General features: G+C 58.9%; 14 protein-coding genes. 9 read left to right on the top strand and 5 right to left on the bottom strand.

Annotated features, from left to right (window positions below; translation table 11 throughout):
• The first annotated feature begins 152 nt into the window (after positions 1-152).
• Entirely contained in the window at positions 153-941 is a 789-nt protein-coding gene (locus RBB47_RS14475) for a class III extradiol ring-cleavage dioxygenase (protein ID WP_305986534.1), read from the top strand.
• 356 nt (positions 942-1,297) lie between these two features.
• Positions 1,298-1,732, top strand: a complete 435-nt coding sequence (locus RBB47_RS14470; protein WP_305986533.1) for a hypothetical protein — start codon at positions 1,298-1,300, stop codon at positions 1,730-1,732.
• Between the two features lie 19 nt (positions 1,733-1,751).
• Here RBB47_RS14470 and coaBC read toward each other — a convergent pair whose 3' ends face one another.
• Positions 1,752-2,993, bottom strand: coding sequence for a bifunctional phosphopantothenoylcysteine decarboxylase/phosphopantothenate--cysteine ligase CoaBC (gene coaBC, locus RBB47_RS14465; RefSeq protein ID WP_305986532.1), 1,242 nt, complete (start codon positions 2,991-2,993; stop codon positions 1,752-1,754).
• A gap of 30 nt (positions 2,994-3,023) precedes the next feature.
• Positions 3,024-4,247 (bottom strand): penicillin-binding protein activator, encoded by a 1,224-nt coding sequence (locus RBB47_RS14460; RefSeq protein ID WP_305986531.1) that lies wholly within the window; start codon positions 4,245-4,247, stop codon positions 3,024-3,026.
• Positions 4,248-4,423: 176 nt separating this feature from the next.
• On the opposite strand from RBB47_RS14460, the gene rsmI reads away from it, so the two are divergent.
• The 3 genes from rsmI to gshB all read left to right on the top strand — a co-directional run bounded on the left by rsmI (position 4,424) and on the right by gshB (position 6,877).
• The gene (rsmI, locus tag RBB47_RS14455) at positions 4,424-5,329 is read left to right on the top strand and encodes a 16S rRNA (cytidine(1402)-2'-O)-methyltransferase (RefSeq protein WP_305986530.1); all 906 of its coding nucleotides are present in this window, start codon (positions 4,424-4,426) and stop codon (positions 5,327-5,329) included.
• Between the two features lie 2 nt (positions 5,330-5,331).
• Positions 5,332-5,715 (top strand): YraN family protein, encoded by a 384-nt coding sequence (locus RBB47_RS14450; protein ID WP_305986529.1) that lies wholly within the window; start codon positions 5,332-5,334, stop codon positions 5,713-5,715.
• Positions 5,716-5,932: 217 nt separating this feature from the next.
• Positions 5,933-6,877 (top strand): glutathione synthase, encoded by a 945-nt coding sequence (gshB, locus tag RBB47_RS14445; protein ID WP_305986528.1) that lies wholly within the window; start codon positions 5,933-5,935, stop codon positions 6,875-6,877.
• A 412-nt stretch (positions 6,878-7,289) separates the two neighbouring features.
• Here gshB and hppD read toward each other — a convergent pair whose 3' ends face one another.
• Entirely contained in the window at positions 7,290-8,402 is a 1,113-nt protein-coding gene (hppD, locus tag RBB47_RS14440) for a 4-hydroxyphenylpyruvate dioxygenase (RefSeq protein ID WP_305986527.1), read from the bottom strand.
• A 126-nt stretch (positions 8,403-8,528) separates the two neighbouring features.
• Between hppD and RBB47_RS14435 the strand changes: the two genes are divergently transcribed.
• Positions 8,529-8,996, top strand: coding sequence for an Lrp/AsnC family transcriptional regulator (locus RBB47_RS14435; protein ID WP_305986526.1), 468 nt, complete (start codon positions 8,529-8,531; stop codon positions 8,994-8,996).
• Between the two features lie 112 nt (positions 8,997-9,108).
• Here the strand turns inward: RBB47_RS14435 and RBB47_RS14430 are convergent, their stop codons facing one another.
• Positions 9,109-9,648 carry a hypothetical protein gene (locus RBB47_RS14430; protein ID WP_305986525.1) on the bottom strand — a complete coding sequence of 180 codons (540 nt, stop codon included), beginning with the start codon at positions 9,646-9,648 and terminating at the stop codon, positions 9,109-9,111.
• 141 nt (positions 9,649-9,789) lie between these two features.
• On the opposite strand from RBB47_RS14430, the gene RBB47_RS14425 reads away from it, so the two are divergent.
• Positions 9,790-10,551, top strand: a complete 762-nt coding sequence (locus RBB47_RS14425; protein WP_305986524.1) for a tellurite resistance TerB family protein — start codon at positions 9,790-9,792, stop codon at positions 10,549-10,551.
• A gap of 531 nt (positions 10,552-11,082) precedes the next feature.
• Here the strand turns inward: RBB47_RS14425 and RBB47_RS14420 are convergent.
• Positions 11,083-12,228 (bottom strand): citrate synthase/methylcitrate synthase, encoded by a 1,146-nt coding sequence (locus RBB47_RS14420; protein ID WP_305986523.1) that lies wholly within the window; start codon positions 12,226-12,228, stop codon positions 11,083-11,085.
• Positions 12,229-12,262: 34 nt separating this feature from the next.
• Between RBB47_RS14420 and RBB47_RS14415 the strand changes: the two genes are divergently transcribed.
• Together RBB47_RS14415 and rsgA are read left to right on the top strand one after the other, a co-directional pair.
• Entirely contained in the window at positions 12,263-13,432 is a 1,170-nt protein-coding gene (locus tag RBB47_RS14415; RefSeq protein ID WP_305986522.1) for a citrate/2-methylcitrate synthase, read from the top strand.
• A 210-nt stretch (positions 13,433-13,642) separates the two neighbouring features.
• The gene (gene rsgA, locus RBB47_RS14410) at positions 13,643-14,722 is read left to right on the top strand and encodes a ribosome small subunit-dependent GTPase A (protein ID WP_305986521.1); all 1,080 of its coding nucleotides are present in this window, start codon (positions 13,643-13,645) and stop codon (positions 14,720-14,722) included.
• Positions 14,723-14,774 lie beyond the last annotated feature (52 nt).

Below are 14,774 nucleotides of genomic sequence, written 5' to 3'. Positions count from 1 at the left end.
ATAAGAGCCGCTTCCGGAAACACCGGGGGCGGTTTTTTTGTGATTGTTCCAGAATCGGGAACAGCCCTTTTCCGAATTCTGACCTTCTGCTTTGCCGGTGCCCGCTTATTTTTCTAAAACTAACCAAGCCGACAAAGCGAAGGAGCGCTTGCATGTCTAACGTTCGAGGCCCGATTCCGCCCGTGTTTTTTGCCCACGGTGCACCGACGCTGGCGGCAGAGGATACGCCGGCCAGCCGGTTCCTTAAAACTTTTGCGGAGAGCGACAACTGGCCGGACGGGATCTTGATCCTGTCGGCTCACTGGGAGACAGAAGGCCTGAAACTTTCCGCGCCGGGACCGCTTCGCACTTATCACGATTTCAGGGGGTTCCCGGCTGAGCTTTACGAGATCTCCTATCCGGCCAGCGCCAGCGAAAAACAAGTCGACGAAACCGCCAAGCTCCTGGAGCAAAACGGTTACGACGTCGATCTCGACAGTGAATGGGGTCTTGATCATGGGGCCTGGGTGCCGCTTTCGCTTGCCTTTCCAAGAGCCAATGTTCCGGTGACCGCCTTGTCCCTTCCCAAGGGCAGCACGCCGGAATCGGTTTATGAACTCGGCAGGGCGGTCGCACCGCTGAAGGATAAGGGTATTTTGATCGCAGGATCCGGAAGCACGACCCACAATCTGCGCCAAATCCTGCCGCAGGGATCAGAGGCACCGGAATGGGCGGAAACCTTTGATCATTGGCTGGACGCGGGCCTCAAGGCCGGTTCCATCGACTATTTCAAGGACCTGGAGGCAGCCCCTCAGTTCCGGCAAAATCATCCGACCGAAGAGCATCTGCTGCCCCTCTTTTTCGCTTTCGGGGCCGCCGCAGATGATCCGGATCCCGAGTTGCTTCACCGCAGCTACGAGTACGGTTCGATCAGCATGAGCTACTTCCGCTTCGCGGCATAGGCAATGTGAAGACCTGTCAGGCGCGTCTTTCCGGTGACCGGCGAAGCGGATTGCTTCGCGGGTGGCTCCGGCGTTTCGGGGCATACAAACAGAAATTTAAAAACCGCAACAATGCCACTTTTGCTTGTTAGCGTTCAGTCATGGCCACCTGTTGGCATGCGCGCCCGCAGGAAAATACACGCAACTCGGGGTGAAGGGATGGAGTCCGGACTGCCCCGTTAAAGGCCTGATTTGGACTGTTGATTGACGTAAGAAAGTGAAGGCAGCGAATTTTTCCCGCTGTATCTGACCACAATTTTCAAGGTCAAGTTTCTGTTTTAAAAGAGTTTATTTCACTTATGAGGTTCAATATGTGGATGTCTTTGATTGATCAAGCGCGTTTCAGAAAATTTCGAAGCTATGTCAAATACGATATGCCCGACGTGGCGAAATCCTGGAGAATACGCCGCGCCTTCGAGCGCTATGGCCAACTGGACAACACGTCCTTGAAGCGGGCGCTCAAATGGGGCGAAGAGCCGAAAATCGATGTCACTCCGCTGACCGGTGCTTACGGAGAATTCACGCCAACCCCAGGTAACAACGTCATCAAGATCGACACTGATCTGGTCCGCAAGTTTGAAGCCGGCACCGACATAGTGAGCACGCGAAGCGGCAAGGATGTCCATCTTGCCGGTGCGACCATCCTGCATGAGATGATCCACTGGGCCGACAATATCGACGGCCGCGATTATCCAGGCGAAGAGGGCGAAAAATTCGAACGCTTCGTCTACGGAAAGGTGCTTCACCTCTAGGGTCAGTGGCCTAGGGTAGCTAGCCCGGGTTACCGGTCATTTTTTTGAGCGCATCGGCAGCCCGGGCGATAATCTCCCGGGCAACTTCGGTCTTGTCCATTTGCGGCCAGTCTTCAACGCCGGTGGCGCTGACAAGGCGGACAGTGTTCGCATCCCCGCCCATGATGCCGGTCTCCGGGCTGACATCATTGGCAATGATCCAGTCCGCCTTTTTCCGCTGCAGTTTTGAGCGCGCATTGTCGATCAGGTTCTGCGTTTCGGCTGCAAATCCGATCAGAAGTTTCGGACGCAGGCGCTCGTGATGCCCGACGGTTGCCAGAATGTCGGGGTTCTCGACCAGCGACAGCGCGGGCGGTTTGCCACTGCCGTCTTTCTTGATCTTTTGTGCCCCTTCCGACGCAACACGCCAGTCGGCAACGGCAGCTGCCATAATGGCAATGTCGGCCGGGAGTGCCGCTTCGACAGCGCGGAGCATCTCTGCGGCCGATTCCACCTGGACGACATCCACATTATCGGGATCCGGCAATTCGACAGGTCCGGAAACCAGCGTCACCCGTGCACCTGCTTCATAGGCGGCTGCGGCGAGCGCATGACCCTGTTTGCCCGAAGATCTGTTGGCGATGTAGCGCACCGGGTCGATTGGTTCTTGCGTCGGGCCCGAGGTGATCACCACGTGTTTCCCTGCAAGGGGAAGGCGGCTCTGCCGGATGTCTTCGTCCCGGAGCACGGCCTTGGCGGCAGCAACGATCTCCAGCGGTTCGCTCACGCGGCCGGTACCCGCTTCGCCTTTTTCGGCCATTTCCCCGCTGCTTGGGCCGACAAACCGGATGCCGCGTTCTTTCAGCTGTTCGAAATTGCGCAAGGTCGCAGGGTTCTGCCACATTTTCGGGTTCATTGCCGGTGCCGCAAGAACCGGCTTGTCGGTAGCCAGCAGAACCGCGGTTGCAAGATCATCGGCAATGCCATGCGCCATTTTCGCCATCAGATTGGCCGTTGCCGGAGCCACCACGATCATGTCGTGATCGCGCGCCAGGCGAATATGGCCAACGTCGTGTTCGGCTTGCCTGTCAAACAGGCTGGTAAAGACCGTCTCGGCCGAGAGCGCGCCGACCGCAAGCGGCGTAATGAATTCCTGGGCACCTGCCGTCATGATGGGGATCACGCGCGCGCCGCGTTCTTTCAGCCGCCTAATCAGATCAAGCGACTTGTAGGCGGCGATGCCGCCGCTGATGATCAAGACGATCTGTTTGCCGCTTAACATGGACGCAATACTCCCGATAAAGGGGCGGTGTCAGAACCCGGAGCGGAAATCCCTCGGCGCCGGTGAAATCACCTGGGTTCCCTGCCCGGTGATCTGATAAACAGCCAGGCCTCGTTCGTTGAGGCCGTTCGATTTGAAGCGGAACAGGCCGTCAATGCCGATGAAGCCGTCCCTGTTTGTCAGAATGCTTTGCTGAAAGCGTTGCGGCCCGGCGGACCGGATCAGGCCTGCAGCAAGGGTGACCCCATCATACACGAGGCTGGCGTTGCGCGGTGGAGCGGAGCCGTATGTGCTCTGGTAGCGCTGGGCAAATCCTTGGAAGCCCTTGTCCTCCGGTCCAGCAAACCAGGCACCGGCAAGTGTCGGGTTGTTCTTCACCTGCGCCGTGTCCCATTGCCCGGATCCGAGCATCTTGATGCTGCCGAGTGGGGCGTTCTGATTGGCGAGAGTCTGGACAACCAGCGCCGGAACGCCGCCTCCTGCCGGCACGAACAGGGCATCGATGTTATTGACCACCGATTGCAGTGCAGTAGCCTTGGCGACAAGGTCGGACGTATCCGATCCGGACATACTGTAGCGTTGAATGGTCGCGATCCTGCCGGCGCCGCGCCCGACTTCCTGGCGGAAAGCAGCCTCGGCAACGGCCCCGTAAGACCCCTCGGGAATGAGCGCAGCGTAGGAGCGCTTTTGCTGGCTGTTGGCGTATCCGATAATACGCTTCACGTCTGTCTCGGGCAGAAAACTCAGCAGGTAGACGCCGCGGGCGGCGACGGAAGTGTCCGTTGAAAACGCGATCACCGGCACACCTGCAGCGCGTGCCGCAGTAGCTGCTCCCGACACTGCCGGGGCAAAGACCGGGCCGAGGATCAGCTCCGCACCTTCCGAAATTGCTGTTTGGGCCGCGCTGCGGCCACCTTCCGCCGTACCGCCCGTATCCTTGACCAGGAGCTGGACATCCGCATTCGGGAAGTTCTGAAGGGCAAGAGAAGCCGCGTTCTTGAAGACCGTGCCGATGGAGGCATTGCCGCCGGTGCCGCCAAGAGGCAGCAGAAGTCCGACCCGGACGCTTCCGGTTCCCAGAACCTCACCCGTGGTCTGGGGCTGGGCGGTCGGCTGAACCTGATCGCCCGGCAGCGATCCGAGCGACGAGCCAAGACAGCCCGCCAGCGTCAACGAGCTTGCGCCGGCAAGCGCTGCCTTCAGAAATTGCCGCCTCTGTTGCTGTCCGGTTTTGCCCCGCATTGCATTTGCCATTTTTATTTGTCCACCGATGGGAAAGACTTACGTATTCGCCTCGGGTATGTCCAGTTTTAGCGGCTTTTCAGTGGCATATCAGAAAGAAGAACAGTGGATTTACCTTGCATCGTTGACGTGCTGAGGTTAGCGCAGGAGCGATCACCTACATCCTGCGTGCATTTGTTGGAGTTTTCATGGGGACCGAGCCACCTGCGGACAAGAATCGCTACTCTCTCTCCGAGCACGCCTTCTCTGCGCCCAATCTGGAACCGGCACTTTACATCGTCTCAACTCCGATCGGGAATCTCGGCGACATAACCGTGCGCGCGCTGGAAACGCTGGCGGCTAGCAGCGTTATCGCGTGCGAGGACACGCGGGTTACCTCCACGCTGACCCAAAAGTTCGGCCTGAAGACCCCCCTGATGGCCTATCACGAACACAACGCCGACAAGCAAAGACCAAAGATCCTTGCAGACCTTGAAGCAGGCAAGGCGGTCGCGCTTGTATCCGACGCCGGAACGCCGCTCGTCTCCGATCCCGGCTACAGGCTCGTGCGCTCTGTCCTGGAGGCGGGATACGCTGTTGTTCCGATCCCCGGCGCCTCGGCACCGCTGGCAGGGCTTGTTGCGTCCGGATTGCCAAGCGACACGGTGCTGTTTGCCGGGTTCCTGCCGCAAAAGGGAGGGCCTAAGACGAAGCGGCTCGAGGAACTGGCGAGCATTCCGGCAACCCTTGTCTTCTTTGAATCGCCTCACCGCACGCCAGCAACGCTGAAGCTGATGGCGGACATTCTGGGTGCCGGGCGCGAAGCGGTCGTTGCGCGGGAACTGACCAAAAGGTTCGAGACGTTCGAGCGCGGTTTGCTGGGCGATCTGCCCCGGCGCTTCGACGGGACGCAAGTCAAGGGTGAGATCGTCATCCTTGTCGGCCCGCCCGAAGCCGTGCCCGAAGCGGGTGTTGCGGATACGGATGCCTTGTTGCGCGAGGCGCTCAGCGAGATGCCGGTCAGCGCGGCCGCCAAGAAGGTGGCAAAGGCAACCGGTCAGGAAAGAGGCGAGGTCTACAAGCGCGCCCTGGAACTGAAGGCAGGGGACAGCTGACCGTGGCACGTCCGGAAAAGACCAGGGATCAGCGGCGCAAGGCGCACGCGCTCGGTCTTTCCGCCGAATTCTGGGCTGCCTGGTACCTGCGCCTGACGGGCTGGCGCATCCTGAAACACCGCTACAAGACAAAAGCGGGCGAAATCGACCTGATTGTAAAAAGACGCAAGACCGTTGCCTTTGTCGAGGTCAAGGCGCGCAAGACGCGGGAAGCCGCACTGGAGGCTGTCACACCGGCAAGCCAGAAGCGCATTTCGCGCGCGGCGAGGATCTTCGTGACCGAACACCCGAAGGCCGGTTTTTTCACGCTTCGCTTCGATGTCGTCATCATCCGCCCCTGGGCCCTGCCCGAACGGATCGAAAATGCGTTCGAGGCCTGGGAGTAGGATTGGTTTCCTCAGATTGCCGTCCCGGACTTGATCCGGGACCTTGTCTTCTCCCGCGTTTGGTTCCGGATCGGTGCCCGGGACAGCATATCTGAACTCGTGTGAAAGCGTTGCAGCCTCAGACCTCTGGACAAAGGGCTGCGGCCACCGCATATCTGGACCACTTGTTCTGAAATCCCATTCAAGCGCTCAGCCGCTGCCCGCCGGGAGTTGCCTCATGGCTTTGAAAGTAGCGGTCCAGATGGACCATATCTCGACAATCAACATTGCCGGCGACAGTGCCTTCGCCATGATGCTGGAGGCGCAGGCAAGAGGTCACGAGCTTTATCACTATACGCCTGACCGCCTCGCACTGCGGGGCGATGAGGTTCATTGCGCGCTGGAACCGGTCGAGGTCCGGGACGAAAAGGGCAATCATTTCACGCTGGGCGAGAAGACGCGTACCGACATGCGCGAAATGGACGTGGTGCTGATGCGCCAGGACCCGCCCTTCGACCTGTCTTATGTCGCGGCCACGCACATTCTGGAAAAAATCCATCCCGACACGCTGGTAGTGAACAATCCGGCGGAGGTCCGGAACGCGCCGGAAAAACTCTTCGTCACCGACTTTGCCGACCTGATGCCGCCGACCCTGATCACCAAGGATCGGGCGGAGATCGATCTCTTTCGTGAGGAATACGGCGACATCGTCATGAAGCCGCTGTTCGGCCACGGCGGCGCTGCAGTCTTCCGGATCACCAAGGACGACCTCAACTACGGTTCGCTCTACGATTTCTTCGATGCCACCTTCCGTGAGCCCTGGGTGATCCAGCAGTTTCTGCCGAATGTGAAGCACGGCGACAAACGCATTCTCCTGGTCAACGGAGAATTCGCAGGCGCGGTCAACCGGGTGCCGGCGGAAGGCGATCTGCGATCCAACATGGTGCGCGGCGGCGCCCCGACGGACAGCGACCTCACGGAGACCGAGCGCGGCATCTGCGCGCGGCTTGGCCCAAGCCTGAAGGAAAAGGGTCTGATCCTGGTCGGCATCGACGTGATTGACGGCCGCCTGACGGAAATCAACGTGACGGCCCCGACCGGGATCCGTGCGATCAAAAACCTTGGCGGTCCGGACGTCGCGGCGATGGTCTGGGACGTTCTGGAAGAAAAAATCTCATCGTAATGGCACACAGCCGGACGGCGTCAGATCCGTTCCGGAAAGAAAAAACCTCCGCGCAAGCGCGGAGGTGAAGTTAGTGTGCTTAGACAATGCAACAGAGGGCCTACACGGCAGCCTCTGTAGACTAAAACCCACCGACGGCATTGTTCTTCCTTGGAAAATCAAAAAAAATTACAAAAAAATTCACCGCCGTGAACGCCAAGTCTAAATCGTTAAAAAAATCAATGTTTTAGCGTTTCTGTTACCGTAAAACTTTTTTGAAAAAACCTGATGATACAATTACTTAGGCAACAAATGGTTGTAGCGGGCAGTCTGTCGGCTTCAGCACTTGGCAACCGGCGCCAAAAGACAAAAACCGCCTCCTTGATGTAGGAGGCGGCTCAATCAGATTCCGCGTTTAATAACAATGGTGAAGTTATTCGGCGGCTTCGGTTTTCAGGACGCCTCGACGGATCTGATCTTCCTCGATCGACTCGAACAAGGCACGGAAATTACCCTCTCCGAAGCCCTCATCACCCTTTCTCTGGATGAATTCGAAAAAAATCGGACCGATCACGGTTTTTGAAAAAATCTGCAGCAGGATTTTTGTCATGCCGCCGTCGATGACGCCTTCGCCGTCAATCAGGATGCCATGGGTCTTCATTCGGTCGACGGGTTCGTCATGACCGTGCACACGGGCATGGGACCGTTCATAATAGGTCTCCGGCGGTCCGGGCATGAACTTCAGGTCGTTCGATGCCAGCCTGTCAGTGCTGTTGTAGATATCATCCGTGCCGACGGCGATATGCTGGATGCCCTCACCGCGGTACTTTTTCAGATATTCTTCGATCTGGCTGGTTTCGTCCTTGGACTCGTTCAGCGGAATGCGGATCTTGCCGCAGGGACTGGTGATCGCTCGGCTGACCAGACCCGTGATACGCCCGTCGATGTCGAAGAAGTGGATTTGCTTGAAATTGAAGAGATCGCGATAGAAGTCCCACCACTTGTCCATGTTGCCGCGATAGACATTGTGCGTCAGGTGGTCGAGATAGTAGAACCCGACACCTTCCGGCTTCGGGTCAATTTCGCCAAGCCAGTCGAATTCCGCTGAATACGCCGATCCCTTAGCGCCATAGGTTTCGACGAAGTAAAGCAGCGAGCCGCCGATGCCCACAATGGCCGGCACATCAAGGGTCTTGTCGTCGCCTTCATAGGGTGTGGCACCGTTGGCAACTGCATGGTCAAACGCATGTTGTGCATCGACGACACGCCAGGCCATGGCAGGCGCACATGGGCCGTGCGCGTCGACAAACTTCATGCCGTGGCTGCCGGTTTCCGCGTTCAGCACGTAGGTGATATCGCCCTGGCGGTAAAGCGTGATGTTCTTCGTCTTGTGCTTCGCGACGGGCTGGTAACCCATCTTGCGGAACAGTGTGTCCAGCTTTTCCGGCTCCGGGTGAGCGAATTCGACGAATTCAAAACCGTCGGTACCGGCGGGGTTCTGCGGCGTGATCTGCGCGGGCGGGGCATCGTGCGGAAACGGTCCCATAGTGTCCTCCTTGAAAACAAACCGATTGACAAAAAGAATGCCTGTCTTGGCGCGCAGGGTGTGTGCAATCCACGTAAATTCGCGTAGTCTTTTGCATGAATTGTGCGAGAATTCAGGAGTTAGCGCATGACGTTCGCGCTTGATGGCTATGACGTGAAGCTTTTGGCCGCATTGCAGGAAAATGCGGCGCTGACCAACGCGGAGCTTGGAGACGTGATCAGCCTCTCCGCCAGCCAGGTGTCGCGCCGCCGTCAGAAGCTCGAAGAGGCAGGAGTTATCCGCCGCTACAGGGCGGCTCTCAGTTCCGAAGCACTGGGCCTGACGGTGACGGCGTTTATCGGTGTGACACTTGGTGCGCATAGCCGCGAAAACGCGCGCAAGTTCCGCAACATGGTGACGGCAATGCCGGAAGTTCAGGAGGCGCACACGCTTACCGGAGACGTCGACTACATGCTGAAGATCGTTGTTCCCGACCTAAAGACCCTGAGCCGTATCATCAACGACGACCTCCTGCCGCAGGAAGCGGTCCAGCACGTCCGTTCGTCGATCGCCATGGAGACCTTGAAAGACGACAATTTGCTGCCGCTAAGCTAAATCGGAGCATCGAAAGGTGTTCCAAAGTGCCGTCCCTGCCATGAGCTGGGACCTGCAGCAGCACAAAATCCCGGATCGCGTCCCGGACAGCTGACCCGTTTCGAAGAGGCGACTAAAGCCCGAAGAGCTTGATCAGGTCGGACCAGAAATCCTTGCGCAGGCCTGGCAGGTCGGGCGCCGCATTCCCGTTTGCGTCGGCGAGGCAAACGTCCGAATAGTCCTTCTGGGCCGAGATCAGGCAGCTTGCCGGATCTTCATCGGACTGCCGGACGTAGAGCCTTGTGCCCGCATTCATTCTGAAGATCAGTTCAGGCGCTGGGCTCTTGGAGTTTCTGAAGACGAATGTCGGGAATTCATCGCCCCGCGGTTGCCCGCGGTCCTGAACGACAGTCAACAGGACTTCGTCTTCCGGCTGTGTTTCACGCGTTGCCGGTGTGATCATCTGAAAAACGAACAAGTTGCCGGTTGAGCTCTCACCCTGAGCTGCAAGAATCTCAAGGTAGGTTGTTTTCATGTGCTCATCGGTCAGTGCGACGTAGGTATCCGGGATGCCGGCATCGATTGTTGCTCTGGCTTCGTTTCCGAAAACCGCACAAAGGATGATCACCAAAAAAAGTGGGACGGTCTTGTGACCGATCAGGGCAGCCGGCATTTGGTATCCATCAAAAACCCAAGTGGCGTTGGTCTTAATTTTGTATGCGAATGTATCGCAATCTTGCGGGATCTGCAGAAAATCCCATCTGTTAGGACAACAGTGTTTTGCCCCCGACGGGGCCGAAAGAGGGAGCAATTGATGTTTGACGCAAAATCCTTGCTGGACCAGTTCCTGGGCAGCCAGTCCGGCGGACAGTCCGGAGGTCAATATGGCGGCCGTGGCGGCGCGGCTGCACAGCGCGCCGGATCCGGAGATCTGCTGTCGCAGGGCAAGGATTTTCTGTCGTCCCAAGGTGGTGGTCTCGCGCTTGGTGGGCTTGCCGGTCTGATGCTCGGGTCCAAATCCGGGCGGAAGATCGGCAAGAAAGCTGTCACCTACGGCGGTCTCGCGCTCGTCGCCGGGCTTGCCTACAAAGCCTATCAGGGCCACCGGGCAAATCAGCAGAATGCACCGCGCCCGCAATATCCGCAGGACGAGCCGATCCCGCTTGAGGCACCACGCGGAACGGCTTTTGACCCGGCGCAGCAGCCGGGGGGCGAAAACGAGTTTGCCGTCGCCCTGTTGTCGGCAATGATCGCGGCGGCCAAGGCCGACGGTCATATCGATCAGGAAGAGCAGGAGCGTATCTTCGAAAAGATCGATGAAGCCGGCCTCGACAGCGAGGCCAAAGCCTTCCTGATGGACGAGTTGCGGTCACCGCTTGATCTCGACAAGATTGTCGCCAGCGCGACCTGTCCGGAAACGGCCGCCGAAATCTACGCCGCATCCCGGCTTGCGATCGACCCGGACCATCCGGCCGAAAAAGCCTATCTTCAAATGCTTGCCGCCCGTCTCGGTCTGGAAGAGGGTCTCGTCAACGAGATCGAGCTTGCCGTCCGCGAAGCGGAAATGGCGGAATAACCATGCTTTCAGACAAGTCCAGGTCAACCCCGCGTAAGCGGGGAGCCAGGAACCTGCAGCGCGCCGATGGCATACAGCTTAGAACGGAAGGCTGACCAGAAACCCTGCGCGCGCTGCGCTTGGCCAAGATGGTTTGGGTCTTGCAACGTTCGACACACAGTCATTTGGCGAGCCGGATCGAAAGGTTCATTGCGAACACCTCCTTCATCCTGAGGAGGACCGTCGCGTCCGTCTCGAAGGATGGGCCGCAAACTCCGGAGCATGTGGTCCATCCTTCGAGACAGCACTTCGCGCTTCCTCAGGATGAGGGAGATGTTGAGCATTCTCCAAGCGGGACATTTAACCCCGAATGTCGTCAGCTCAATGAACTCGTTACGAGCTTAGCCCTATCAAAGGGCCGGGCGACCACGGACCAGCTCCGAGTTCAGAAACTCGAGTGACAAGACCCCGGCTCAGGGTCCGGGCACGAGCGACTAAGCCCGGCTCCCATTCTCGCGAATTCAAGTCATCCCGTGGCGCTCTGGCAGGCACCTACGCCGGCATCGGCCCGACATAGTGGGACGCGGGGCGGATCAGTTTTCCGGTTTGTTGCTGTTCCAGAATATGGGCGCACCAGCCCGGTGTGCGCCCGGTGGCAAAGAGCGGTGTAAACAGCGTGCGGTCAATGCCGATCGCGTCCAAAAGCACCGCCGTATAGAACTCCACATTTGTGTCGAGTGACCGGTCCGGTTTTGCCTCTTTGAGGGCTGCGATTGCTGCCAGCTCAATTTCCTCCGCGAGACGGACTTTCGGGTTCTCCGACCCCAAAAGCTGCAGACCCGCTTTCAGCACGTCCGCACGTGGGTCCCGGGTCCGATAGATCCGATGACCGAACCCCATCAGCCGCTCCTTGCGATCAAGCGCTTGCCGGATCCAGACGGCAGCCTTGTCCGGTGAACCGATGGCGTCGATCATGTCGAGAACAGGTCCGGGTGCGCCGCCATGCAGGGGTCCGCTGAGTGCGCCCATGGCACCCAGGACGGCCTGTTTCATATCAGCCTGTGTCGAGCCGATCACACGTGCGGTGAATGTTGAGGCATTGAGCCCGTGATCCAGGATCGTCACCAGATACCGGTCAAGCGCGTCCGCGTGGAGCTGCGGCGGCGTTTCCCCGTTCAGCATGCGCAACAGATCGGCAGCGACCGGCAGGCTGCTGTCGGGCGCAAGCGGTCTTTGGCCTGTTGCAATCCGGTGTGAAGCGGCGAGCAGGACCGGCAGCGCTCCGCTGATGGCGATCGCCGCTGGAAGGGTATTGTTTACAGGCATTGCAGCGAGCCCAAGTTGCATGCGCTCGTAGACCGAAAGCCGCTCCGGGGCGGCTTCCAGAAGATGCGTGACTGCGAACGCGGCGACCCTGGCTTCACCGAAGGAATATCTGAGCGACGTTCCTTCCGGAATGGCAAGGTCCTGCCACAGATGCGCAACGGCGTCCTCGAAGCAAGCAATGCCGGCAAGGTCTTCGATGCTCTTGCCGCGCAGGATGAGAATTCCGTTCTGGCCGTCGACATCACTTAAAGAGGTGGTGGCGGCAACGACCCCCTCAAGGCCGGCAGTCGGGTCCTGGTTCATCTGAGCCGGATTTGGCACTTCGGTCATGGTCAGCTCCTTTTCGGTTTCCTGCAGATAGTCAAAGAGCATTGCATTGATCAATGTTGACAATTAAAATCAATATATGAGCACGCCAATCTATCTTTCTGCCCGGGAAGCGGCCGCCGAGCTCGGTGTCCAACCGGCAACTCTATATGCCTATGTCAGCCGCGGTCTGATTTCGTCCGTCGCCGGACCGGGCAAAAAGCGACGCTATGACGCCGCCGATGTCCGCAGGTTGAAGGGTCGCAGGGCCGCCGAGGACCACACGGGCGCACGACCCCTGACGGGTGATCCGGTTCTTGAGACCGAGTTGACGCTCATTTCCGAAGCCGGGCCTGTCTACCGGGGCCGGTTGGCCAGGGAGCTGGCCGAAACGTCAACGCTTGAGACTGTGGCAACGCTGCTCTGGGCATCCGGAGACGATCCCTTCGCCGACAATGTTCCGGAAGGGCCGCCGGCCTTGCCAGAAGGGCTGGCGCCGCTGGACAGGCTGATGATGGCACTGGCCGCATGGCCACTTCAGGACAAGGCGGCTTTCACGCTTGCCCCCAAACTGCTTCAGAAAAAGGGTGCAGCGTTGCTGCGCTACTCGGTTGCCGCCTTGTTGGGGCAGGACCCGGTCGCGGTTCCGATCCACACGCAGATCGCCAATGCCTTTGGTGTATCGGCGTCGGCCAAGAACCTGATCCGGGCCGCGCTGGTCCTGTGCGCCGACCACGAACTCAACACCAGTTCATTTACCGCCCGCTGCGCCGCATCGACCCGCGCGCCGCTGCATGCAGCCCTCCTGTCCGGCCTCGGCGCCTTTTCAGGACCGCGTCATGGCGCAGCGCCTGACAGGGCATCGGCCTGGCTCGCCGAAATCCGGCCGGAAACGGACATCGAGACCATGCTGGCCGACCGGCTCGCACGCGGCGAAACCCTGCCCGGCTTCGGTCATTCGGTTTATCAAGGCGCAGACCCGCGCGCAGATTGCCTGCTCGACATGTTGTTTCGCACCGAAGAGGGCAACCCCTTTGTTGAACGTCTGCCCGGGTTGATTTCCGCCGCGGATGATCTCTTCGGATTGCCGCCGAATATCGATCTGGCGCTGGCGGTTATCCAGAAAACCTATGAATTGCCGAAAGATGCCGGCAAGATCATCTTCTGCGCGGGCCGGATGACCGGCTGGATCGCGCATGCCCTTGAACAATATGCCGCCCATGAGAAAATCCGGCCTCGTGCCGCCTACGTGGGTGAACGGCCGGAATAGCGATACCCGAACTGATCGCCTTTGGTGTGTTGCCTTGAAACAGCAGTCTTGAGCGACTAGCTTGGGTGTGCGCCCCTTGCGGCGCGTCAGATGGAGATTGGATGCTAGAGCTTGCGTGAGCCGGCTCTCTGAAGACCGGAGAGCCGTAGATACATGAAACGGTGCCCAATTGGGCGCCCGACGACGTGTGTTTAAGTCTCGAGACATCCAATGAAACGAAATTATCAGAAATTCTTCCCTCCCGGCACGCAGAAGGGGGGATCAAACAAGCACTTCTCACTTCTGGAAAAACTCGGCTGGCAACCTCACTTTGCGCAGCAGATCAGTTCTGACGAGCTCATCGAAACGCCACCGGTCCGTGTCGTCGAAGTGCACCGTAGCGGGCTTCATGTGCTCGGCTCTGCGGTTGACGAGGTCATTCCACCCCGCCCTGACGCAACGGTGGGAGACTGGCTCCTGCTCAACCGTGAGCATATGGCTTCAAGCCGGGTACTGGAGCGCAAGAGCCTGTTGAAGCGCCGGGCACCGGGGACGGATCGTCAGGTCCAGTTGATCGCTGCGAATATCGAAACGGCATTCGTCGTGTCGTCCTGCAACCAGGACTTCAATGTCGCTCGACTGGAGCGCTATGTGGCGCTCTGTTTCGAGGCAGAGATCGACCCGGTTATCCTTCTGACGAAGTCCGATCTCGCTTCCGATCCGCGTGCGTACGCGGCCAAAGCCGCTGAGATTTCTCAACGGGTGCCTGTCATTACGCTGGATGCGCGTGCCAGCGAGCCGGTGTCCAAACTTGCCGACTGGTGCAAGGCGGGAAAGACGGTTGCGTTTTTGGGGTCTTCCGGCGTCGGCAAATCGACGCTGACGAATGCGCTTTCCGGGACCGGTTCCATTGCGACACAGGCGATCCGCGAAGATGATGCCAAAGGCCGCCACACAACGACGCGCAGGCAATTGCATCTCGTGCCGGGCGGCTGCCTTGTACTGGATACGCCCGGCATGCGTGAACTGCAGCTCACGGATGCGGCTTCCGGCATCGAAGATCTGTTTGCGGATATCAGCGAACTCGCACGCGGCTGCAAGTTCAAGGACTGCAGACATGAAACGGAACCGGGATGCGCGGTCCAGGCGGCCATTGTGTCCGGTGATCTCGACGCTTCCCGATTGCAGAGGTGGCGGAAGCTGAAAGCCGAAGAGGCCTTCAACTCCGCCAGCCTCGCAGAGCGTAGATCCAAGGACAAAGCCTTCGGGAAGATGGTTCGCAGGATCATGAAAGCGAAGGAAAACAGGTAACGCGTTCGCACACAAGCACCGCTGATGTCGGCTTTCGGGAGACAATCTTCGT

The organism is Roseibium sp. MMSF_3544, from assembly GCF_030732845.1.
GTDB lineage: Bacteria > Pseudomonadota > Alphaproteobacteria > Rhizobiales > Stappiaceae > Roseibium.
This window is presented reverse-complemented; position numbering and strand designations above follow the sequence as displayed.

Bases quoted from the DNA above. Each gene is read 5' to 3' on its own strand.
- RBB47_RS14475 (WP_305986534.1), top strand. From the start codon at position 153: ATGTCTAACGTTCGAGGCCCGATTCCGCCCGTGTTTTTTGCCCACGGT.
- RBB47_RS14470 (WP_305986533.1), top strand. From the start codon at position 1,298: ATGTCTTTGATTGATCAAGCGCGTTTCAGAAAATTTCGAAGCTATGTC.
- coaBC (WP_305986532.1), bottom strand. From the start codon at position 2,993: ATGTTAAGCGGCAAACAGATCGTCTTGATCATCAGCGGCGGCATCGCC.
- RBB47_RS14460 (WP_305986531.1), bottom strand. From the start codon at position 4,247: ATGGCAAATGCAATGCGGGGCAAAACCGGACAGCAACAGAGGCGGCAA.
- rsmI (WP_305986530.1), top strand. From the start codon at position 4,424: ATGGGGACCGAGCCACCTGCGGACAAGAATCGCTACTCTCTCTCCGAG.
- gshB (WP_305986528.1), top strand. From the start codon at position 5,933: ATGGCTTTGAAAGTAGCGGTCCAGATGGACCATATCTCGACAATCAAC.
- hppD (WP_305986527.1), bottom strand. From the start codon at position 8,402: ATGGGACCGTTTCCGCACGATGCCCCGCCCGCGCAGATCACGCCGCAG.
- RBB47_RS14435 (WP_305986526.1), top strand. From the start codon at position 8,529: ATGACGTTCGCGCTTGATGGCTATGACGTGAAGCTTTTGGCCGCATTG.
- RBB47_RS14430 (WP_305986525.1), bottom strand. From the start codon at position 9,648: ATGCCGGCTGCCCTGATCGGTCACAAGACCGTCCCACTTTTTTTGGTG.
- RBB47_RS14425 (WP_305986524.1), top strand. From the start codon at position 9,790: ATGTTTGACGCAAAATCCTTGCTGGACCAGTTCCTGGGCAGCCAGTCC.
- RBB47_RS14420 (WP_305986523.1), bottom strand. From the start codon at position 12,228: ATGCTCTTTGACTATCTGCAGGAAACCGAAAAGGAGCTGACCATGACC.
- RBB47_RS14415 (WP_305986522.1), top strand. From the start codon at position 12,263: ATGAGCACGCCAATCTATCTTTCTGCCCGGGAAGCGGCCGCCGAGCTC.
- rsgA (WP_305986521.1), top strand. From the start codon at position 13,643: ATGAAACGAAATTATCAGAAATTCTTCCCTCCCGGCACGCAGAAGGGG.